The organism is Azotobacter vinelandii CA, assembly GCF_000380335.1.
Lineage (GTDB): Bacteria > Pseudomonadota > Gammaproteobacteria > Pseudomonadales > Pseudomonadaceae > Azotobacter > Azotobacter vinelandii.
This window is the reverse complement of sequence record NC_021149.1, coordinates 739729-761047: the sequence shown is the minus strand read 5'-3', so window position 1 is coordinate 761047 and position 21319 is coordinate 739729. Positions and strand designations below refer to the sequence as shown.

17 protein-coding genes and 4 pseudogenes are annotated in these 21319 nt (G+C 69.1%); 13 read left to right on the top strand and 8 right to left on the bottom strand.

Annotated elements, in window-relative coordinates; translation table 11 throughout:
- Nucleotides 1-3: 3 nt before the first annotated feature.
- Together mpl and AVCA_RS03680 are read right to left on the bottom strand one after the other, a co-directional pair.
- Nucleotides 4-1356 (bottom strand): UDP-N-acetylmuramate:L-alanyl-gamma-D-glutamyl-meso-diaminopimelate ligase, encoded by a 1353-nt coding sequence (gene mpl, locus AVCA_RS03685; protein ID WP_012699473.1) that lies wholly within the window; start codon nucleotides 1354-1356, stop codon nucleotides 4-6.
- 82 nt (nucleotides 1357-1438) lie between these two features.
- Nucleotides 1439-3349: a sigma-54-dependent Fis family transcriptional regulator gene (locus AVCA_RS03680; RefSeq protein WP_175556030.1), complete on the bottom strand. Its 1911-nt coding sequence runs from the start codon at nucleotides 3347-3349 to the stop codon at nucleotides 1439-1441.
- Nucleotides 3350-3658: 309 nt separating this feature from the next.
- Between AVCA_RS03680 and exaC the strand changes: the two genes are divergently transcribed.
- From exaC to AVCA_RS03615, 13 genes are all read left to right on the top strand, one after another.
- Complete coding sequence (gene exaC, locus AVCA_RS03675) at nucleotides 3659-5179, top strand: acetaldehyde dehydrogenase ExaC (protein ID WP_012699470.1); 1521 nt, start codon at nucleotides 3659-3661, stop codon at nucleotides 5177-5179.
- A 212-nt stretch (nucleotides 5180-5391) separates the two neighbouring features.
- Nucleotides 5392-6540 carry an L-threonine dehydrogenase gene (yiaY, locus tag AVCA_RS03670; RefSeq protein ID WP_012699468.1) on the top strand — a complete coding sequence of 383 codons (1149 nt, stop codon included), beginning with the start codon at nucleotides 5392-5394 and terminating at the stop codon, nucleotides 6538-6540.
- A gap of 106 nt (nucleotides 6541-6646) precedes the next feature.
- A complete protein-coding gene (locus AVCA_RS26325) occupies nucleotides 6647-6985 on the top strand; it encodes a hypothetical protein (protein ID WP_175556029.1) in 339 nt (112 codons plus the stop codon).
- Between the two features lie 34 nt (nucleotides 6986-7019).
- On the top strand, nucleotides 7020-8048 hold the full coding sequence (gene adhP / locus AVCA_RS03660; protein ID WP_012699466.1) for an alcohol dehydrogenase AdhP: 1029 nt from the start codon (nucleotides 7020-7022) through the stop codon (nucleotides 8046-8048).
- Nucleotides 8049-8170: 122 nt separating this feature from the next.
- The gene (locus AVCA_RS03655; protein ID WP_012699465.1) at nucleotides 8171-8995 is read left to right on the top strand and encodes a M90 family metallopeptidase; all 825 of its coding nucleotides are present in this window, start codon (nucleotides 8171-8173) and stop codon (nucleotides 8993-8995) included.
- 83 nt (nucleotides 8996-9078) lie between these two features.
- A complete protein-coding gene (gene ppa / locus AVCA_RS03650) occupies nucleotides 9079-9606 on the top strand; it encodes an inorganic diphosphatase (protein ID WP_012699464.1) in 528 nt (175 codons plus the stop codon).
- A gap of 187 nt (nucleotides 9607-9793) precedes the next feature.
- Nucleotides 9794-10084: a hypothetical protein gene (locus AVCA_RS26320; RefSeq protein WP_041806908.1), complete on the top strand. Its 291-nt coding sequence runs from the start codon at nucleotides 9794-9796 to the stop codon at nucleotides 10082-10084.
- Complete coding sequence (locus AVCA_RS03640) at nucleotides 10078-12486, top strand: EAL domain-containing protein (protein WP_012699461.1); 2409 nt, start codon at nucleotides 10078-10080, stop codon at nucleotides 12484-12486. The genes AVCA_RS26320 and AVCA_RS03640 overlap by 7 nt, the downstream gene beginning before the upstream one ends.
- Before the next feature lie 143 nt (nucleotides 12487-12629).
- A complete protein-coding gene (locus AVCA_RS03635) occupies nucleotides 12630-12872 on the top strand; it encodes an exodeoxyribonuclease VII small subunit (protein ID WP_012699459.1) in 243 nt (80 codons plus the stop codon).
- Nucleotides 12869-13756 carry a (2E,6E)-farnesyl diphosphate synthase gene (ispA, locus tag AVCA_RS03630; protein ID WP_012699458.1) on the top strand — a complete coding sequence of 296 codons (888 nt, stop codon included), beginning with the start codon at nucleotides 12869-12871 and terminating at the stop codon, nucleotides 13754-13756. The genes AVCA_RS03635 and ispA overlap by 4 nt, the downstream gene beginning before the upstream one ends.
- 107 nt (nucleotides 13757-13863) lie before the next feature.
- Nucleotides 13864-15765: a 1-deoxy-D-xylulose-5-phosphate synthase gene (gene dxs / locus AVCA_RS03625; protein ID WP_012699457.1), complete on the top strand. Its 1902-nt coding sequence runs from the start codon at nucleotides 13864-13866 to the stop codon at nucleotides 15763-15765.
- Nucleotides 15766-15879: 114 nt separating this feature from the next.
- Nucleotides 15880-17772, top strand: a complete 1893-nt coding sequence (locus tag AVCA_RS03620) for a TonB-dependent receptor domain-containing protein (RefSeq protein WP_012699456.1) — start codon at nucleotides 15880-15882, stop codon at nucleotides 17770-17772.
- A gap of 123 nt (nucleotides 17773-17895) precedes the next feature.
- Nucleotides 17896-18474, top strand: a complete 579-nt coding sequence (locus AVCA_RS03615; RefSeq protein ID WP_072432507.1) for a peroxiredoxin — start codon at nucleotides 17896-17898, stop codon at nucleotides 18472-18474.
- A 17-nt stretch (nucleotides 18475-18491) separates the two neighbouring features.
- Here the strand turns inward: AVCA_RS03615 and AVCA_RS03610 are convergent, their stop codons facing one another.
- The 6 genes and pseudogenes from AVCA_RS03610 to AVCA_RS26315 all read right to left on the bottom strand — a co-directional run.
- Nucleotides 18492-18773, bottom strand: coding sequence for a phosphate/phosphonate-binding periplasmic protein (locus AVCA_RS03610; RefSeq protein WP_012699454.1), 282 nt, complete (start codon nucleotides 18771-18773; stop codon nucleotides 18492-18494).
- Nucleotides 18772-19002: pseudogene (locus AVCA_RS26685) on the bottom strand (phosphonate metabolism protein PhnP); the annotation flags it as partial. The gene AVCA_RS03610 and the pseudogene AVCA_RS26685, both read right to left, overlap by 2 nt.
- 88 nt (nucleotides 19003-19090) lie before the next feature.
- On the bottom strand, nucleotides 19091-19642 hold the full coding sequence (gene phnN, locus AVCA_RS03605) for a phosphonate metabolism protein/1,5-bisphosphokinase (PRPP-forming) PhnN (protein ID WP_012699453.1): 552 nt from the start codon (nucleotides 19640-19642) through the stop codon (nucleotides 19091-19093).
- Nucleotides 19642-20260: pseudogene (locus AVCA_RS26680) on the bottom strand (alpha-D-ribose 1-methylphosphonate 5-triphosphate diphosphatase); the annotation flags it as partial. The gene phnN and the pseudogene AVCA_RS26680, both read right to left, overlap by 1 nt.
- A 361-nt stretch (nucleotides 20261-20621) precedes the next feature.
- Nucleotides 20622-20762, bottom strand: a pseudogene (phnK, locus tag AVCA_RS27210) (phosphonate C-P lyase system protein PhnK); the annotation flags it as partial.
- Between the two features lie 141 nt (nucleotides 20763-20903).
- A pseudogene (locus tag AVCA_RS26315) lies at nucleotides 20904-21179 on the bottom strand (phosphonate C-P lyase system protein PhnH); the annotation flags it as partial.
- Nucleotides 21180-21319 lie beyond the last annotated feature (140 nt).

The window sequence follows — 21319 nt, the reverse complement described above, 5'->3', positions numbered from 1 at the left end:
ACGTCAGTCCTCCAGAGCCCTGGCCAGCTTGCCGTGCAGACCGCCGAAACCGCCGTTGCTCATGATCACCACCTGGGTGCCAGGCGCCGCCTGGCTCACGACCCGAGCGATGATCGCCTCCAGCGATTCGCAGACCACTGCCGGCACCGGACAGGCGGCGGCGGTGGCGGCCAGGTCCCAGCCGAGGTTCGGTGGCGCGTACCAGACCACCTGGTCGGCCTGAGCCACCGCCCCCGGCAGACCGTCGCGGTGGGCGCCGAGCTTCATGGAGTTGGAGCGCGGCTCGATCACCGCGATGATCGGCGCCTCGCCGACACGCTTGCGCAGGCCGTCGAGGGTGGTGGCGATGGCCGTCGGATGGTGGGCGAAGTCGTCGTAAAGGGTCACGCCGCGCACCTCGGCGACCTTCTCCATCCGCCGCTTGACGTTACGGAAGCCGCCCAGCGCGGCGATGCCCTGCTCCGCCGCCACACCCACGTGGCGCGCCGCGGCCAGGGCGGCCAGGGCATTGGCGACGTTGTGCCGGCCGCTCAGCTCCCAGTCGACCACCCCCTGCGGCGCGCCCTCGAAGCGCACCTCGAAGCGCGAACCGTCCTCGACCAGCAGGCGCGCCTGCCACTGGCCGCCCTCGCCGGTGGTCTGCACCGGGGTCCAGCGGCCCATGGCGAGCATCCGTTCGATGGCCTCTTCGGTGGTCGGGTAGACGATCAGCCCCTGGCTCGGGATGGTCCGCACCAGATGATGGAATTGCCGCTCGATGGCCGCCAGATCCGGGAAAATGTCCGCATGGTCGAATTCCAGGTTGTTGAGGATCGCGGTCCGCGGCCGGTAGTGGACGAACTTCGAGCGCTTGTCGAAGAAGGCGCTGTCGTACTCGTCGGCCTCGACCACGAAGAAGTCGCTGCCGCCCAGGCGCGCCGAGACGCCGAAGTTCTGCGGCACCCCGCCGATCAGGAAGCCCGGGCTCATGCCGGCCTGTTCCAGTACCCAGGCCAGCATGCTGGTGGTGGTGGTCTTGCCGTGGGTGCCGGCCACCGCCAGCACCCAGCGCCCCTGCAGCACATGGTCGGCCAGCCACTGCGGGCCGGAGACATAGGGCAGGCCCTGGTTCAGCACGTACTCCACCGCCGGGTTGCCGCGCGACAGGGCATTGCCGATCACCACCAGGTCCGGCGCCGGCTGCAGATGGCCGGGCGCATAGCCCTGCATGAGCTCGATACCCTGGGCCTCCAACTGGGTACTCATGGGCGGATAGACGTTGGCGTCGGAGCCGGTGACACGATGGCCCAGTTCCTTCGCCAGAACCGCCAGCGAGCCCATGAAAGTGCCGCAGATGCCGAGTATGTGGATGTGCATGAATGAATCCTGGCCAGAAAAGCGATGCGCGGCAGGTTAGCACAGCGCCCGGCGCCGCAGCAGGCGGCCGGGCGCTGCGGGGTCAGTCGCCTTCGCGGCGGATGCCGTGGCGCTGCAGCTTGCGGTAGAGGGTGTTGCGGCTGATGCCGAGTTGCTCGGCGGTACGGCTCACGTGCCAGTGATTGGCTTCGAGGGCGGCCAGCAGGGCATCGCGTTCGGCCTGCTCCAGGAGGCCGTTGGTTTCCAGCGGCGCCGGTGCCGGCAGTACCGGGGCCAGGCGCAGATCCGCCGGCAGATCGGCCAGACGGATCAGGCCATCCTCGCAGAGCGCCACCTGGGCGCGCAGCACGCTGCGCAACTGGCGCACGTTGCCCGGCCAGGCATAGGCGAGCAGTGCCTGGCGCGCCGCCGGCTCGAGCCGGATCGCCTCGCCGCGCGCCTCGCGGGCGAGCAGGTGCTCGATCAGTTCGCCCCTGTCGCTCCGCTCGCGCAGCGGCGGCAGGGTCACCGCCAGGCCGTCCAGGCGGTAGAACAGGTCCTCGCGGAACAGCCCGGCGGCGACCCGCTCGCGCAGGTCGCGGTGGGTGGCGCTGATCACCCGAACGTCCACCGGCTCCGGCTCGCCGCCGATGGGTACCACCTGGCGCTCGTCGAGCACGCGCAACAGGCGGGTCTGCAGCGCCAGCGGCATGTCGCCGATCTCGTCGAGGAACAGGGTGCCGCCGTCGGCCTGCTGCAACTTGCCGCGCATGCCCTCCTTGCGCGCGCCGGTGAAACTGCCGCCACGGTAGCCGAACAGCTCGCTCTCGATCAGGTTCTCCGGGATCGCCGCGCAGTTCAGCGCGACGAACGGCCGCTCGGCACGGCTGCCGGCCTGGTGCACGGCCTTGGCGAAGGCCTCCTTGCCGGAACCCGTCTCGCCGTGCAGCAACAGCGGCACGTCGCGCTCGATCACCCGCAGCGCACGACGGAAGGCCTGTTGCAACGCGGCATCGCCCAGGCAGATGCTCGCCGGCACCGCGGGCGAGGCGGCCTCCACCACCGGCACCGCGCCCACCGGACGGCGCGCCCGGCCGCGTAGCAGGGCGAAGAGCATCCGGCCATCCTGGGCGCGCAGCGGCCAACTGGCGCTCGGCTGCTCGCTGGCCAGAGCCAGCAAATCGTCCAGGCGCGAGGCGAAAAGGGATTCGACCGACTGGCCGAGCAGTTCGCGGCGGCTGCCGCCGAGCAGGTTGATGGCGGTCTGGTTGACCGCCAGCACCCGCCCTTCGCCGTCGAAGGCCAACAGCCCCTCGCTGAACAGCCCGACGTATTCGGCCTGCAGGTGGAAGCGCAGCAGCCAGTCGTTCTCGAAGCGGCGCAGGAAATAGCAGCTCTCGATCACCTTGGCCGAGAGGTTGACCAGCGCCATGGTGTGGAACTGGCTCTGCCGCGACACGTTGTCCTGCAGCGTGGAGACGTCGAGCACCGCGAGCAGTTCGCCGTGCGGGTCGAACACCGGGCTGGCCGAGCAGGTCAGGCCGGTGTGGCAACTGCGGAAGTGTTCCTCCTGCTGGATGGTCAGCGGCTGGCGCTCGACTAGGCAGGTGCCGATGCCGTTGGTGCCCTCGCAGGCCTCGCTCCAGTCGGCGCCCAGCCAGAGTCCGGCGTGCTCGAAGGTCGACTGCTCGGCGGCGGCGCTGACGCGGTTGAGGATCACCCCGCGGGCATCGGTCAGCAGCACGGCGTGGGCGCTGCCGGCCAGTTGCAGGTGGAGGTTGTTCATTTCGCCGCTGGCGATCTCCAGCACCCGCTGCAGGCGCTCGCGGCGCTCCAGCAGGTGACCGTGCTCCAGCACGCTGGGCGTCAGCGGCTGCGACGGGTCGAGCTGGTGCTGCTCCAGGCAGCGCAGCCAGGAGCGGGCGATCGAGGGATCGTTGGCCGGTCCGATGGCCTTTCCCTCGGCCAGGGTTTTCACCTGATGAACATGGCGAAGCATGCGGTTCGCTTGCATTGTCATTGTTGTCTCCGCAGTGATCGGCGGGCAGCTCCCGTACTGACCCCACAGCATCGTCCAGCCGGGGCGGCTTTGCAATGGCGTCACGTCCGGCGCCGACCGATACTGCCAAGTGGGCAGGACAAAATGTCACACCCCTGTTTCAACCCTGTCACAGGGTATCCCGTCCCACCCCCGAAAAGCTGCGGCGAATCCGCACAGGCACTGGGGTCGTGGCACTCTGGCACACCCCTTGCTGTATCCATCCGCAGACGTGCTCTTGCGCACTCCCCCGAAAGACAGAACCACAAGAATCAGGAGAATTCCATGCGGTATGCCCATCCTGGCAGTGAAGGCGCCATCGTTTCCTACAAGGTCCGCTACGGCAACTATATCGGCGGACAGTTCGTGCCTCCGGTGAAAGGCCAGTACTTCACCAACAGCTCGCCGGTCACCGGCGAGGAATTCGCCGAATTCCCCCGCTCCACCGCCGAGGACATCGAGAAGGCACTGGACGCCGCCCACGCCGCTGCCGGCGCCTGGGGCCGTACCTCGGTGCAGGAGCGCGCCGCCGTCCTGCTGAAGATCGCCGACCGCATCGAGCAGAACCTGGAAGTGCTGGCCGTCACCGAAACCTGGGACAACGGCAAGCCGGTCCGCGAAACCCTCAACGCCGACGTGCCGCTGTCCGCCGACCACTTCCGCTACTACGCCGGCTGCATCCGCGCCCAGGAAGGCAGCGCCGGCGAGATCAACGAGAATACCGTCGCCTACCACTTCCACGAGCCGCTGGGCGTGGTCGGCCAGATCATCCCGTGGAACTTCCCGCTGCTGATGGCCGCCTGGAAGCTGGCCCCGGCCCTGGCCGCCGGCAACTGCATCGTGCTCAAGCCGGCCGAGCAGACCCCGCTGTCGATCACCGTGCTGGTCGAACTGATCGGCGACCTGCTGCCGCCGGGCGTGCTGAACATCGTCCAGGGCTTCGGCCGCGAGGCCGGCGAGGCGCTGGCGACCAGCAAGCGCATCGCCAAGATCGCCTTCACCGGCTCCACCCCGGTGGGCGCGCACATCCTCAAGTGCGCCGCCGAAAACATCATCCCGAGCACCGTAGAGCTGGGCGGCAAATCGCCGAACATCTTCTTCGAAGACATCATGCAGGCCGAGCCGGCCTTCATCGAGAAGGCTGCCGAAGGCCTGGTGCTGGCCTTCTTCAACCAGGGCGAGGTGTGCACCTGCCCGTCGCGCGCGCTGATCCAGGAATCCATCTACGACGACTTCATGAAGGTCGTGATGAAGAAGGTCGGCCAGATCAAGCGCGGCCATCCGCTGGACACCGACACCATGGTCGGTGCCCAGGCGTCCAGCCAGCAGTTCGAGAAGATCCTCTCCTACCTGGAGATCGCCCGCAGCGAGGGCGCCGAAGTGCTGACCGGCGGTGCCGCCGAACGCCTGGAAGGCAGCCTGGCCAGCGGCTATTACATCCAGCCGACCCTGCTCAAGGGCCACAACAAGATGCGCGTGTTCCAGGAGGAAATCTTCGGCCCGGTGGTCGGCGTCACCACCTTCAAGGACGAGGCCGAGGCCCTGGCCATCGCCAACGACACCGAGTTCGGCCTGGGCGCCGGCCTCTGGACCCGCGACATCAACCGCGCCTACCGCATGGGCCGCGGCATCCAGGCCGGCCGCGTGTGGACCAACTGCTACCACCTGTACCCGGCGCACGCCGCCTTCGGTGGCTACAAGAAGTCCGGCGTCGGCCGCGAAACCCACAAGATGATGCTCGACCACTACCAGCAGACCAAGAACCTGCTGGTCAGCTACGACATCAACCCGCTGGGCTTCTTCTGATGCACGACCCCGGCCCCCGCCGACGGGGCCGGGACCGGATCGAGACGGTCTGGGCGAATCCTCGCCCGAATCACGGTAAAACCTGGCCGATGGGAGTATCCCCCCACGAGTGCCCGCGTGCGCGACCCGCGCGAGCACGGGGAAGATCGACCGCGGCCGCCTGGTGTGCAAGGTCGCCTTAAAAACAAGACAAAACGAGAGAGGAAAACCTCATGAGCAGCACCTTCTTCATCCCTGCAGTGAACATGATGGGCATCGGCAGCCTCGACGAGGCCATGGGCGCAATCAAGAACCACGGTTTCCGCAAGGCGCTGATCGTCACCGACGCCGGGCTGGCGAAAGCCGGCGTGGCCGACAGGGTTTCCCAGTTGCTGGCCCAGCAGGATATCGCTTCCGTTCTCTACGACGGCGCCAAGCCGAACCCCACCGTCAGCAACGTCGAGAACGGCCTGGCCCTGCTCAAGAGCAGCGGCGCCGATTTCGTCATCTCCCTGGGCGGCGGCTCGCCGCACGACTGCGCCAAGGGCATCGCCCTGGTCGCGGCCAACGGCGGCCACATCAGCGACTACGAAGGCGTCGACCGCTCGGCCCGCCCGCAACTGCCGCTGGTCTCCATCAACACCACTGCCGGCACCGCCAGCGAGATGACCCGCTTCTGCATCATCACCGACGAAGCGCGCCACGTGAAAATGGCCATCGTCGACCGCAACGTCACGCCGCTGCTGTCGGTCAACGATCCCTCGCTGATGGCCGCCATGCCCAAGGGCCTGACCGCCGCCACCGGCATGGACGCGCTGACCCACGCGATCGAAGCCTACGTCTCCACCGCCGCCACCCCGATCACCGACGCCTGCGCCCTGAAGGCCGTCGAACTGATCTCCGCCAACCTGCGCAACGCCGTGGCCAACGGCGGCGACATGACCGCCCGCGAGAACATGGCCTACGCCCAGTTCCTCGCCGGCATGGCCTTCAACAACGCCTCCCTGGGCTACGTGCACGCCATGGCTCACCAGTTGGGCGGCTTCTACGATCTGCCCCACGGCGTCTGCAACGCGGTCCTGCTGCCGCACGTGGAAAGCTTCAACGCCAGCGTCTGTCCCGAGCGCCTGCGCGACGTGGCCAAGTCCATGGGTATCGACGTCCAGGGCCTGAGCGCCGAACAGGGCGCCCAGGCGGCCCTCACCGCTATCCGCACCCTGTCCAAGGAAATCGGCATCCCCGGCGGCCTGAAGGAACTGGGCGCCAAGGCCGACGACATCCCGGTCCTGTCCGCCAACGCCCTGAAGGACGCCTGTGGCCTGACCAACCCGCGTCCGGCCGACCAGCAGCAGATCGAAGAAATCTTCCGCAACGCCTTCTAAGGCGACGGATCGCCCGGGCCGCCGCCCCGCTCCGGCCGGCCCGGGCTTTCCGGTCTCACTGTGCTCCCCGCCGCACTCCACCCCTCTGGTGGCGGGGGGCAGTTTTTTGGAAAGCGATCCCGGAAACCGAGCGGCCCCGCCCGGAATGCCGCTCTCTTCGGCGGCGAGCAGGGATCGTACGTCTACACCCGACTGTTCCACCAAGGCCGCGCTCGAACGGCGCATAACGACGCTGGAAGAGGCCGAGGACTGCCCGGGCCGCGGCATCGGCGTCGTTCCCGGCGCGATGTGGATCTTTCTCGAACAGAGCGACCATCTACTGGCGGACAGGGCGTCCGCTGACACGCACACGCCGTTCGAGGAGTCGCCGCCCGGGTTCGGCGCGACGACCGTGGCGGCGATCCGTCCCCGTCCTGGCGAGCGGGTCCGATCGGGCATTTACTGAAGGAGTCATCCATCCGCTCCACGAGGAGTACATCATGGCCCAGACGATGAAAGCGGCCGTTGTCGTCGAATTCGGCAAACCGCTGGAAATTCGCGAAGTGCCGGTGCCCACGCCCGGCCCCGGACAACTGCTGGTGAAGATCGCCGCCTGCGGCGTCTGCCACACCGACCTGCACGCCGCCGAAGGCGACTGGCCGGTCAAGCCCGAACCGCCGTTCATTCCCGGCCACGAGGGCGTGGGCCAGGTGGTCGCCGTGGGCGCCGGTGTCGGCCACGTCAAGGAAGGCGACCGGGTCGGCATACCCTGGCTGCACTCCAGTTGCGGTCACTGCGAGCACTGCCTGGGCGGCTGGGAAACCCTCTGCCTGGCGCAGAGCAATACCGGCTACTCGGTGAACGGCGGCTTCGCCGAATACGCCCTGGCCGATGCCGAGTACGTCGGCCACTTGCCGGACAACGCCGACTTCATCGAGATCGCGCCCATCCTCTGCGCCGGGGTGACCGTCTACAAGGGCTTGAAGATGACCGACACCCGGCCCGGCCAGTGGGTGGCGATCTCCGGGATCGGCGGTCTCGGCCATATGGCCGTGCAGTACGCCAGGGCCATGGGCCTGAACGTCGCCGCCGTGGACGTCGACGACGCCAAGCTGGAACTCGCCCGGCGGCTCGGCGCCAGCCTCACGGTCAATGCCCGCGACCAGGACCCGACGGCCTTCCTGCACAAGGAAATCGGCGGCATGCACGGCGTGCTGGTCACCGCCGTCTCGCCGAAGGCCTTCGAGCAGGCCCTGGGCATGGCCCGCCGCGGAGGCACCGTCGCCCTCAACGGCCTGCCGCCCGGCGAGTTCAGCCTGTCGATCTTCGACATGGTGCTCAACGGCACCACGGTGCGTGGCTCCATCGTCGGCACCCGCCTGGACCTGCAGGAAGCGCTGGACTTCGCCGGTCAGGGCAAGGTCCGCGCCACGGTCGCCAGCGAACCGCTGGAGAACATCAACGACATCTTCGCCCGCATGCACAAGGGGCAGATCGAAGGGCGCATAGTCCTCGACCTCGCCGCCTGAATCCGGGGCGCGCCATCGATCGCCGCCCCTGTCGCGGGACGGCTTGCGCCCGCCGGCACAGGCCTTGCCCCGCGCCCGCGGCACCCTTAAGGTGGCCCCTCCGCATTCTGGAGCCCTTGCCGATGTGGTCCTTCCGCGCCTGGCGCCGCCGGCGCATCCTCGCCCGTATCCCGGTCGATCCCGAACTCTGGCGCCAGGTGCTCGACAGCCTGCCGATCCTCGACGGCCTGAGCGCCGAGGAGACCGGGCGGCTGCGCGAACGCTGCGTGCTCTTCCTGCACGCCAAGCGGCTCACCGCGCTACCGGGAATCGAGCTGGACGCCTTCGCCCGCCTGCGCCTGGCCGCCCAGGCCGAACTGCCCCTGCTCAACCTGCCGGAACTCGACTGGTACCGGGGCTTCCACGAGTTGGTGCTGTACCCCGACGACTTCCTCAGCCCGCAGAAGCACCGCGACGCCGCCGGCGTGGTTCACGAATGGGATGCCGAACGCAGCGGCGAGGCCTGGCAGCAGGGCCCGGTGATCCTCGCCTGGCCGGGGATCGCCGCCAGCGGCGGATGGGACGGCTACAACCTGGCGATCCACGAACTGGCGCACAAGCTGGACATGCTCGACGGCGACCCCAACGGCCTGCCGCCGCTGCACGCCGACATGCGCCTGCAGGACTGGGCGGCCGCCCTGCAGACGGCCTACGACGACCTCGACGCCCGCCTGGAAGCCGACCCGGATGCCGAAACGCCGATCGATCCCTACGCCGCCGAGGACCCGGCGGAGTTCTTCGCGGTGACCAGCGAATATTTCTTCAGTGCCCCGGACCTGCTCGTCGAGGCCTACCCGGCGGTCTACGAGCAACTGACCGCTTTCTATCGCCAGGACCCGCTGGCACGATTGCGCCGCCTGCAGGTCGAAGATCCCCGGTACCGTGCGGCGGTCCGGCCGGTGAGCTAGGGCAAGAACCGGCCTCATGGCAAGCGCACGGGAATCTACCTATAATCCCGGCCACTTTTCGGCCTTTCCTTGAGAATCAGTCCATGAGCTATAGCAAGATCCCTGCGGGCAAAGACCTGCCGAACGACATCTACGTCGCGATCGAGATCCCGGCCAACCACGCGCCGATCAAGTACGAGATCGACAAGGACAGCGACTGCCTGTTCGTCGACCGCTTCATGGCCACGCCGATGTTCTACCCGGCCAACTACGGCTATATCCCCAACACCCTGGCCGACGACGGCGACCCGCTGGACGTGCTGGTGGTGACGCCCTACCCGGTCGTCCCCGGCTCGGTGATCCGCGCCCGCCCGGTCGGCGTGCTGCACATGACCGACGAGAGCGGCGGCGACGCCAAGCTGATCGCCGTCCCGCACGACAAGCTCACCGTCCTCTACCAGCACGTGAAGGAGTACACCGACCTGCCGGCGCTGCTGCTGGAGCAGATCAAGCACTTCTTCGAGAACTACAAGGACCTCGAAAAGGGCAAGTGGGTGAAGGTCGAGGGCTGGGGCGACGCCGAGGCGGCCCGTGCCGAGATTCTCAAGGCCGTCGCAGCCTATCAGAAGTAAGCTCCCCTTCCGGAAGGGCCGGCCACCGAGCCGGCCTTTCCATTTTCGCCTTCGCTACGCCGCAGAGCCACGCTCGTCATTTGCGCACGGCAAGCGTTTCTTGAATCGAGGCAACTTTTTTGAGTCCGGCGATTCACGCTGCCGCCCACATTCGCTAACGTGTCACATCCCTGGTTGGAGTGACAGGATGCACATCCGCCTGTTGGCGTTGACCTCCCCGGCCCCGTCGGCCTTCAAGATGGAACCGGCCGGCCTGCGGCCCGACGAGCCGAGCGGCGGGGAGCGCGTCCATGCCGGAGGGCACGGCCGCCCGAAATCCCTATCGCACGGAGTCCGACGCATCCGGCGGATGCCCGAGGACGGCCGCCCGTCGCGCGACACCGAACGCTTGAGCCAGCGCATGGTCGAATACGGGCCGTCATTCCGCCCGGGCAAGCCCTGGGAACTGCTCGCCAGCTGCAGGGACCCCAAATGCTGAGCCGACTCGCCCGACTGTCCCTGCGCAAATCCCTGCCACTGCTGCTCGGCCTTTTCGCCGTGGTCTTCACCCTGCTGCTGACCACCCTGTACCTGCCGCGCGCCATCGACAGGGAACTGCACGCCTGGCGCAGCCACACCGACCAGTTGCTCGCGCTGCTGCAGAACACCCTGAGCGACCACCTGCGTCATGGCCGCCTCGCGGAGCTGGAAACCGCGCTGAGCGAATTCGCCGGGCTGCAGGGGATCCGCTGGGCCATGGTGACCGACCCGCAACTGCAGGTACTGGCGACCACCCGCCTTGGCCTCGTGCCCCGGCACCTCGGTGTCGCCGCCGAACAGCTGAAGGCCCTCATGGCCAGCGGCCGCCCCGCCTGGCTGGAACATGCCGGAAGGCGCTATCTGGCCATTCTCCCGCTCGACCGGAAGCTCCAGGGCAACACGGGAAACGGCGAGACGCTGCTGGTCGACCTGGACTTCAATCCGCTGCTCGACCGAACCCGTTTCGAGGCCTGGCTCTACCTCGGCCAGACCCTCGTGCTGCTTTTGCTGCTCGGACTGCTGCTCAACCGTCTCTACCACCGCCTGATCACCCGGCGCCTGGCGCGCATCGACCGGGCGGCCCGGCGATTCGCCGCCGACCACGACCAGCGGCCGCGGCCGGCGACGGTCGAGGGCCACGACGAGATCGGCCAGTTGGCCGGAACCTTCAACCGGATGATGAGCCAGTTGCACGAGCGCCAGCAGGCCTTGCAGAACAGCGAGCGACTGATGCGCGAGCTGTTCGACAGCTCGCCGGTGGGCATGCTGGTGGTCAGTTGCGGCCTGTGCATCGAGCAGGCCAACCCGGCGGCGGCGGTGCTGTTCGGCTGCGCTCCGGCGGACCTGCCGGGCAAGCGTCCGCGCGATCGCCTGCTGAAAGGCGAGTCGCTCCGGCGCCTGTTGCGCACCCCGGCCAACACACCGGTCGAACTGACCGGCCTGTGCCAGGGGCGTGAACTGCCGCTGGAAGTCACCTGGACGCCCTTCGTGCGCGACGGCAGCCGGCACTATCTGCTTCTGCTGCGCGACATCAGCGAACGCCTGCAGGCCGAGCAGCGCCTGCGTTTCCTCGCTCATTTCGATCCGCTGACCCACCACCTGGCCAACCGCCACTATCTGGTCCAGCGTCTTGAACAGTTGCTGGCTACGCGGACGCCATTGAGCCTGCTGTTCCTCGACATCGACCACTTCAAGCGGATCAACGACACCCTCGGCCACGAGGTCGGCGACCACCTGCTGGTGGAAATCGCCCGGCGCCTGACCCGCCTGGTCCCCGACCAGGTGCTGGTGGCCCGCTCCGGCGGCGACGAATTCCTCCTGCTGCTGGCAAGGCGCGCGGCGGAGCAGGCCCGGGAGCTAGCCGAGACCCTGCTGCGCGACTTCAAGACGCCGCTGCAGGTCGGCCAGTACGAATGCTTCCTCACCCCCAGCATCGGCATCGCCAACTGCGACGGTCAGGGCGACGCCACCGATCTGCTCAAGCAGGCGGACCTGGCCCTCTACGCCGCCAAGGACGCCGGCCGCAACCGCCTGGCCGTCTACAGCCACCCGCTCGGCGAGGCCGCCGAGCACCGCCTGCAACTGGAGCACGAGCTGCGCCGCGCCCTGGACCTGCGGGAGTTCACCCTGCACTACCAGGCCCAGGTCGACGACCAGGGCCGTCCGCAGGTCATGGAGGCCCTGCTGCGCTGGCACTCGCCGACCCGCGGACTGGTGCTGCCCGGCGAATTCATCCCGGTGCTGGAAGAAAGCGGCATGATCATCGAAGCCACCCGCTGGGTGTTCCGCGAGGCCTGCCGCCAGGCGCGCCGCTGGGCCGGACAGGGCCATGCGCTGCGCATCGCGGTCAACCTGTCGCCGCTGGATTTCCGCCAGGCCGACCTGGCCGGCAGCCTGCTGGCCATCCTCGAAGAGGAACGGCCCCCGACCGGCTCGCTCGAACTGGAAATCACCGAGACCGCCCTGCTCGATGCCGGCGACGACGTCCAGCAGACCCTGGCCCGCCTCAAGGCCGCCGGCATGCCGCTGCTGCTGGACGATTTCGGCACCGGCCACGCCTCGCTGGCCTACCTGCAGCAGTTTCCCTTCGACGGCATCAAGATCGACCGCCAGTTCGTCGCCGGCCTCCCGGAAAGCGAGCACTCGGTGGCCCTGGTGCGCGGCATCCTGACCATGGCCCGACATCTCGGCCTGCACGTGGTGGCCGAAGGGGTGAGCAACGAGCGCCAGGCCGCCTTCCTGCGCCTCAACGGCTGCCCCAGCCTGCAGGGCTACCACTACTGCCGCCCGCAGCCGGCCGAAGACCTCGAGCGCATCTGGATACGGGAATCGTCGTCCAGCCTGCAGCCCTGGGGACACTGAAGCGGCGGACCGTTCGTCCCCAGGGTCTGCCGGCGTTCTGGCGTAGAGCGCCAAATTTCTACAGCCCCCAACGTTTGCCGCCCCGCCCCGGCTCTGCTAGTGTCGCGGCGATTTTCACATGCCGCCGACACAGGTTCCCGTCCATGGCCCGCAAGAAAGCCGCCGTCGATTTCGAGCAATCCCTCGCCGAACTGCACCAACTGGTCGAGCGCCTGGAGGCCGGCGAGCTGTCGCTGGAAGACTCCCTGGCCTGCTTCGAGCAGGGCATCCGCCTGACCCGCGACTGCCAGGCCGCGCTGGGCCAGGCCGAACAGAAGGTGCAGATCCTCCTGGCGCATGGCGGCACACTCGAAACGGCCCCCTTCGACGCGGACGCCCAGCCATGATCGCGGCCTACCAGAAGCAGTGCCAGGCCCGCGTCGACGCCGCCCTGGAAGCCCTCCTGCAGCCCCCGCGCGCCGAACTGCAGCGGCTCTACCAGGCGATGCGCTACAGCGTCGTCAACGGCGGCAAGCGGGTCCGCCCGCTGCTGGTCTACGCCGCCTGCGAGGCCCTCGGCGGCACGCCGGAGCGGGCCGAGGGCGCCGCCTGCGCGGTGGAGCTGATCCATGCCTACTCGCTGGTTCACGACGACCTGCCGGCGATGGACGACGACGACCTGCGCCGCGGCCAGCCGACCACCCACCGGGCCTTCGACGAGGCCTGCGCGATCCTCGCCGGCGACGGCCTGCAGGCGCTGGCCTTCGAGGTGCTCACCGATCCCCGGCGCAATCCCCGGGATGCCGGGTTGCGCCTGGAGATGTCGCGCACCCTGGCCCGGGCCGCCGGCCCGGCCGGCATGGTCGGCGGCCAGGCCATCGACCTCGAGGCGGTCGGCCGCCGGCTCGACCGCGACGCCCTGGAAACCATGCACCGGCACAAGACCGGCGCACTGATCGAAGCCAGCGTGCGCCTCGGCGCCCTGGCCAGCGGCCGCGCCGACGAGACCGACCTCGCCGCGCTGGCCGTCTACGCGCGGGCCATCGGCCTGGCCTTCCAGGTCCAGGACGACATCCTCGACGTGGAAAGCGACACCGCCACCCTCGGCAAGACCCAGGGCAAGGACCAGGCCAACGACAAGCCCACCTACCCCGCGCTGCTCGGCCTCGAGGCCGCCAAGGCCTATGCCCTGGCCCTGCGCGACCAGGCCCTGGGCGCCCTCGAGGGCTTCGACGCCGGGGCCGATCCCCTGCGCGCGCTCGCCCGCTACATCGTCGAGCGGCGCCACTGAGGCGCCGCCTGCGACCATCGACGCATGCGAAGCAGGTCGACGAATGTCTAGACGTCGCCGCGATCGGGTAAAATACCGCCTCTTTTTCCTGCCGTAACACTCCTCCGATGCCCAAGACGTTCCACGAGATTCCCCGCGAGCGCCCCGCCACCCCCCTGCTGGACCGCGCCGCGACGCCGGACCGGCTGCGCCAGCTCGGCGAGGCGGAACTCGAAGTACTGGCCGACGAACTGCGCCAGGAACTGCTCTACACCGTCGGGCAGACCGGCGGGCACTTCGGCGCCGGGCTCGGCGTGATCGAGCTGACCATCGCCCTGCACTACGTCTTCGACACCCCCGGGGACCGCCTGGTGTGGGACGTCGGCCACCAGGCCTACCCGCACAAGATTCTCACCGGCCGCCGCGAACGCATGCTCACGTTGCGCCAGAAGGACGGCATCGCCGCCTTCCCGCGCCGCTCGGAAAGCCCCTACGACACCTTCGGCGTCGGCCACTCCAGCACCTCCATCGGCGCCGCGCTGGGCATGGCCATCGCCGCGCGGCTGAAGGGCGAGCGGCGCCGCTGCATCGCCGTGATCGGCGACGGCGCGCTGACCGCCGGGATGGCCTTCGAGGCGCTCAACCACGCCTCGGACGTGCAGGCCGACATGCTGGTGGTGCTCAACGACAACGACATGTCGATCTCCAAGAACGTCGGCGGGCTGTCCAACTACCTGGCCAAGATCCTCTCCAGCCGCACCTACGCGAGCATGCGCGAGGGCAGCAAGAACATCCTCTCGCGCCTGCCCGGCGCCTGGGAGATCGCCCGGCGCACCGAGGAATACGCCAAGGGCATGCTGGTGCCCGGCACCCTGTTCGAGGAGCTCGGCTGGAACTACATCGGCCCGATCGACGGCCACGACCTGCCGACCCTGCTCGCCACCCTGCGCAACATGCGCGACCTCAAGGGGCCGCAGCTCCTCCACGTGGTGACCAAGAAGGGCAAGGGCTTCGCCCCGGCCGAGGCCGATCCCATCGGCTACCACGCGATCACCAAGCTGGAGCCCGAGGGCAGCGCCCCGCGCCAGCCCGGCCCTCCCCGATACTCCAGCATCTTCGGCCGCTGGCTGTGCGACATGGCCGCCGCCGATCCGCGCCTGGCCGGCATCACCCCGGCGATGAAGGAGGGCTCCGACCTGGTCGCCTTCAGCCAGCGCTTCCCGGAGCGCTACTTCGACGTGGCCATCGCCGAGCAGCACGCCGTGACCCTCGCCGCCGGCATGGCCTGCGACGGCCTCAAGCCGGTGGTGGCGATCTACTCGACCTTCCTGCAGCGCGCCTACGACCAGTTGATCCACGACGTCGCGGTGCAGAACCTCGACGTGCTGTTCGCCATCGACCGCGCCGGCCTGGTCGGCGAGGACGGCCCGACCCACGCCGGCAGCTTCGACCTCTCCTACCTGCGCTGCATCCCCGGCATGCTGGTGATGACCCCCAGCGACGAGAACGAGCTGCGCCGGCTGCTCACCACCGGCTACCTGTTCGAAGGCCCGGCGGCGGTGCGCTACCCGCGCGGCAGCGGACCGAACGCACCCCTCGAGCCGGGCCTGGAGCCCTTGCCGATCGGCAAGGGCGTGCTGCGCCGCCGGAGCGGGAAGAGCGACGGCCCGCGGGTCGCCCTGCTGGTGTTCGGCGTGCAGGTGGCCGAGGCGCTGCGGGTGGCCGGGAAGCTGGACGCCACGGTGGCCGACATGCGCTTCGTCAAGCCGCTGGACGAGGAACTGGTACGCGAACTGGCCGCCGGCCACGAGCTGCTGGTGACCGTCGAGGAGAACAGCATCATGGGCGGCGCCGGCAGCGCGGTGGCGGAATACCTCGCCGAGGCCGGCCTCCTCAGGCCGCTCCTCCACCTGGGCCTGCCGGACTATTACGTGGAACACGCCCGGCCCGCGGAAATGCTCGCCGAATGCGGCCTGGACGCCGCTGGCATCGAGGCGGCGGTGTGCGAACGACTGAACATGCTGAGCTGAATCGACCGAACGCGACGGATCGCCCCCATGCCCTCACCCGAACCAGCGCTGCCGGCCTTCCGGCGGCTCCGCCCCGCTCCATCCCGTCCGCCGGCGCTACTGCGCGCGCCGCGGATGGCCCCCCTCACCCTGGCCGCCGCCCTGCTGCCCGCGCCCCTTCTCGCCGCCGACTCGAGCGAGGCTCCGGCGACCTTCCGCTTGCCTACCCAGAGCGTCGTCTCGCGCCAGTCGACCGGGTCCATCGAGCCGGCGAGCGCCGCCGCCACGGTATTCACCCACGACGATATCGAGCGCCTGCAGGTGCAGAGCGTGCCGGAGCTGCTGAACCGGGTTCCCGGCGTGGTCATGGCCCAGGGCGGCGGACGCGGAGCGCTGAGCGGCGCCTTCATTCGCGGCGCCAATCCCGGCCAGACCCTGGTGCTGGTCGACGGGGTACGCATCAACAGCGCGGCCAGCGGCGTGGCCCGCCTGGAGTTCCTCGACCCCGGACGCATCGAGCGGATCGAGGTGATCCGAGGTCCCCTGGCCAGTCAGTACGGCGCCGATGCCATCGGCGGGCTGATCCGCATCTTCACCCGTCGCGGAGAGCCCGGCCTGCGGCCGCGCCTGCGTCTGGCGGTCGGTAACCGGGGCGCCTTCGAACGCGAGTTCGACCTCGCCGGCAGCGACGAGCGGACTCGCTTCGATCTGGGCGCCAGCCAGGTGGAAAGCCAGGGCTTCGACCGCAGCTCCGACAATCGCGGGCGCGACGCCGATCACGACGGCTTCCGCAGCCGCGCCCTCGACCTGACCCTGGAGCACCGCTTCGCCGACAACCTCCAGGCCGGCCTGAACCTGCTCGACCAGCGCGGCGAGAGCGAACTGGACGACGTCTACAGCTTCAGGCCCGGCGATCCCTACGAGCGCTTCGTCGTCAGCAGTGTCGCCGCCCACCTCGAGATCCGCCCCAGCGAGGCCTGGACCAGCCGAATCGAAACCGGCCACTTCGAGAACAGGAGCGAGAACCGCGACGATCACAACCTCGTCAACAACCACAGCTTCGACACCTACCGGGACTCACTGGCCTGGTTCAATACCCTGAGGCTCGACGAGCGCCGGCAGTTGCTGCTCGGTGCCGAGTGGTACGAAGAACGCCTGCACGGCGAACTCGACTACGACGAAACCCGGCGCTGGAACCGCGCGGCCTTCGTCCGCCACAGCTACCGGGGCGAAGGTCTTGGCGTCGAGATCGGCCTGCGCCACGACGACAACCAACGCTTCGGCAGCGAGGAAAGCTGGAGCGCGGCACTGACCCTGGACCTGGCGCGCGCTACCGAGCTGATCCTGAGTTATGCCGAGGGCTTCCATGCACCGAGTTTCAGCGAACTCTACTTTCCGCCCACCCCGCTCTACGGCGGCAATCCCGACCTCGCGCCGGAGCGTTCGAAGAGTTACGAGATCCAGTTGCGCGGCGAACACCGCGGAACCCACTGGAGCCTGTCCGCCTACCGTACCGAGGTGGACGACCTGATCGTGGAGACCAGCCGGCCGGGCAACCTCTCCGACCGCCTGGAGAATATCGACCGGGCGCGCCTGCAGGGGCTGGAGCTGGCCCTGTCGCGCGACATTCTCGGCTGGCGGGCGGCACTGGCCGCCAGCCTGGTCGACCCGCGCGACCGCGACAGCGGCCACACCCTGCCGCGCCGGGCCAGGCGCAACCTGAGCCTGGACCTCGACCGCCGCTTCGGCGCCTTCTCCGCCGGCATCGGCTGGCAGGCGGTATCCAGCCGCTACGAGGACGACGCCAACGAGCACGGGATAGCCGGGTACGCCCTGCTCGGCCTGCGCGGTAGCTGGCAGATGAGCGAGGCGCTGAAGTGGCAGGTCAAGATCGACAACCTGCTGGACAAGGAGTATTCGCAGGTGCTCTACAACCGGCCGGATACTCCCTTCTACACCAGCTTCGGCCTGCACGAATTCCGCCAGGACGGCCGCAGCGCCCTGCTCTCGCTGACCTGGACGCCGTAGCGCCTCCGGCCGAAAGAAGCCCCTGCCCCGATCGCGAGCCGTGCAAAGACGCCACCCTGATGCAACGGACCGCAGTCCCTGGGAGACTGCTCGAGTCCCCAATGGCCAAAGGAGCCGGTAACCATGCGCTCGGACAACCTTCACGCCCTTCCCGATGATCTGCCCGTTCCACGGGACGATGGAGCCTGCGACCACCTCCCCGGTACGCGGCTACCCACGATCGCCTTGCCGGCGACCTCCGGAGAAAGCGTGGACCTTTCCGGGGCAGGAACGCCCTGGGTCGTCGTCTATTGCTATCCACGGACAGGGAAACCCGATCAGGAACCGCTCGGTGGCACGCCGGCATGGAATGCGCTACCCGGTGCCCGCGGCTGTACGCCCCAGTCCTGCGCCTACCGCGATCACCACGCGCAGCTCCACGCCCTGGGTGCATCGGTCTACGGCCTGAGCGCGCAGGATACGGAGTACCAGCGAGAGGCCGTCGAGCGACTGCACCTGCCGTTTCGACTGTTGAGCGACGCCCGGCTCGCCTTCGCCGAAGCCTTGCGACTTCCCACCTTCACGGTGGCCGGGCAGGTGCTGATCAGGCGGCTCACGCTGATCGCCCGCGCCGGGCGGATCAAGAAAGTGTTCTACCCCGTCTATCCTGCCGACAGCGATGCGGAGCGCGTCATCGCATGGCTCGCCGCCCGGAAGCGCTAGATGGCGAAGCGCAGCGCTTAGAGCACTGCGCTCCGATTCGTCACCGGCTGGAACTCGATGTCGTAGCCGATCACCTTGGCCAACTCGTCCCCCAACGCGCCGAACTCGCATTGAAGCTCTTCCAGGCCGGCCAGGTCGGTCACCGTCGCCACGCAACCGAGAAAGAAGCCGCCGCCGATCCATCCGACCTCGGTATAGGGCAGTCCCCAGAGCGCCCGGAAGTCCGGCAGCCGCGCGGCGGACAGGGCGAAACCGGTCATGCCCAAGCGCAGCAGCGGGGTCAGGCCGCGCGCGCCCACAGCGCCCGTCCCCCGCCGGCAACGCCGCCGGATGCTCCATCAGCCAGGCGTCGAGGTTATGGCCGATGTGGGTCGGCACCGTCTCGGCCGGGCGCAGCCGCGCGACGACCGCCAGTGCCCGCGGCAGGTCGTTGTGATTGCACGGCTCCGGCTGCGGCGGCTCCGAGCAGTCCGGCACCAACAGGTCGAGCGGCGGCGCGACACCGGCCTCGGCGAGTCCGAGCGTGTCGGGACCGGCTCCCGCCGCGCCCGCTCGCAAGCGACGCACTCGCAGCCGTATACCGGCACCTGGCGGGTATTGCCGCTGCCGAGCAGGGTCAGGCGCATGCGCGCTTCCGGATCAGCCGCAGCAGGGCCTCGGCGGTCTGCGCCAGGCTGGCCGAGTTATCCAGCCGCTGGCAGTCCTCGCCGTCCAGCGGCAACCGCGCGTTGCGCGCCAGCCGGGCCTCGATCTCTTCGATCGTCTCGCGGCCGCGCGCCAGCAGGCGCTGGCGCAGCACCTGCGGCTCGACCGTCAGCAGCACCGCACAGAGCTCCGGGTAGCGCCGCCGCGCCGCGGCCAGGTGGCCGCGCGAGCCGTTGATCAGCACGTCGCGACCATCGACCAGCCAGTCGTCGATCTGCCGCGGAATGCCGTAGGCCAGCCCGTTGGCCCGCCAGTGCAGGGCGAAGGCGCCCTCGGCCAGCAGTTGCTCGAAGCGCTCCGGCGAAACGCCGAGCGCGTCTTCGCCGACCGCTTCCGGCGAGCGGGTGACGACCCGCCGGACGATCCGCCCGCCAGCCGCCAGCACACGCTCGCGCACGGCCTCCAGCAGACTGTCCTTGCCGGAGCCCGAGGCGCCCATCAGATAAATCAGCCGTCCGCCCATCAGAACACCCGTTCCCCTTTTCGCCAGACTTGCCGCACCGCCGCCTGCGCACCGACCACCCGCGCCTGCAGCAGATCGACGCGCAGGCCGACCTGCGGTTCGCCGCGATCCGCCAGCCCGGCGGCCACCGCCGGCCGCGGGTGACGGTGGCCACCGCCCGCGGCAGGTCGTAGTCGTTTTCCTGCCCGGCCGGCAGCAGGCTCGCCGGATAATAGTCGCTGGAGAGAATGTCGAGTACGCCCTGACGCGCCAGTTCGGCCGCGGCGATATTACCCGAGTGCGAGCCGTCGCGGACCAGGTTCGGCGCCCCATCGGCACCTCGAGTCCGGCGCGGTGGCTGGCCTGCGCAGCCGCGAGGCTGGTCGGGAACCCGGCGATGGACATGCCGAAGCCGGCCGACTCGGCGACGTGCTCGAAGGTCGTGTCGTCGAGGCTGGCGATCGACAGCCCGCGCGCCCGGCCTCCTCGACGATGGCGCGCCGCTGGCGGTCGCTGTATGCCAGCGAATTGGCTTTCTGCCGGCGGCTGAAGACAGCCATCTGCCCAGCATCGAGCTGGTACTTGCCCATAGTACTCGCGGTACCGGTCTTCCTGGGCGAACCGGCGCTGCCCCGGCGAAAGGAAGAGGTGAAGGCCAGGCGTGGGTTGGCCCCTCACTCCAGCCCTCTCCCGCAGGGAGAGGGGGTTGGAACGAGCGGGACTGGGAGATTGGACGAACGACCGCAGCGGCGCCTCGCGTGACGCCTGGGCTTCGGCGCTGCACCAACCCGCCCCCTCTCCCCCCGGGAGAGGGTTGGGGAGAGGGCCGTTCGCCCCGGATGCAAACCGGTTCGCAAGCAAGGACTCGGCGTCCCCCTCGCGCCAACACCGAATGGAAATGACGCCGTGTTGGCGGCCCATGCCAAGCCCCTGCCGGAGCCGGCTTGCTGGCGAAGCTTTTTGCGCAGGACCAGCGGCAGACAGAAGCCGCCCATGGCTGCAGCCGCGTGTAGGCATACTGCGGATCATCCAGCACCCGGTCGGTCAGCCCGGTTTCCACCACCCGCGAGCGACACATCACCATCAACCGATCGGCCAGCAGGCGTGCGACGGAAGGGTCGTGAATGACGATCACCACGCTCGCGCGGCAGGTCGAGCAACCGCGCCCGGACCGACAGGCTCGTCCATGATGGCCGGAAATCGGGTTGCGGACGATCTGCAGGCGCTGCTGCATGCCACCGGAGAAGGTGCCCGGCAGATCGTCGAGGCCGACGGCGTCGAGCATGGCGAAGGCGGCCCGCCCATGGACGGCCACCGGCGGGCAGCCACAGTGAAAGCTCAGCTTGGCGCGCACCCTCGGAATGTCGAAGGCCGGCGCCAGCCACACCGGGGCGCTGGCGTCGGGCAGGCTCAGGCACAGCGCATAGGTGGCCGGCGCCAGCCGCTCGAGCGCCGGGGTCGGCGGCAGCGGCTGCGCCAGACCCGGCTCGGCGAGCGCCTTGGGCGCCGCGCGGAAAGTCTGCCGGCCGGTCGAAGGCCGGTTGCAGGTAGAGGGCATCGCCCATCGGTTTTCTCCTCGAGCCAGGGCGACGAACTCCACAGAGGTAGCGGCGGTTTCCGCAGCGCGCCGGCTCGCGCGAGCGGTCGAGCGGCGGGATGATCGAAGCAGCCGAACAGGCCTTCGGCGGCCTCGATATC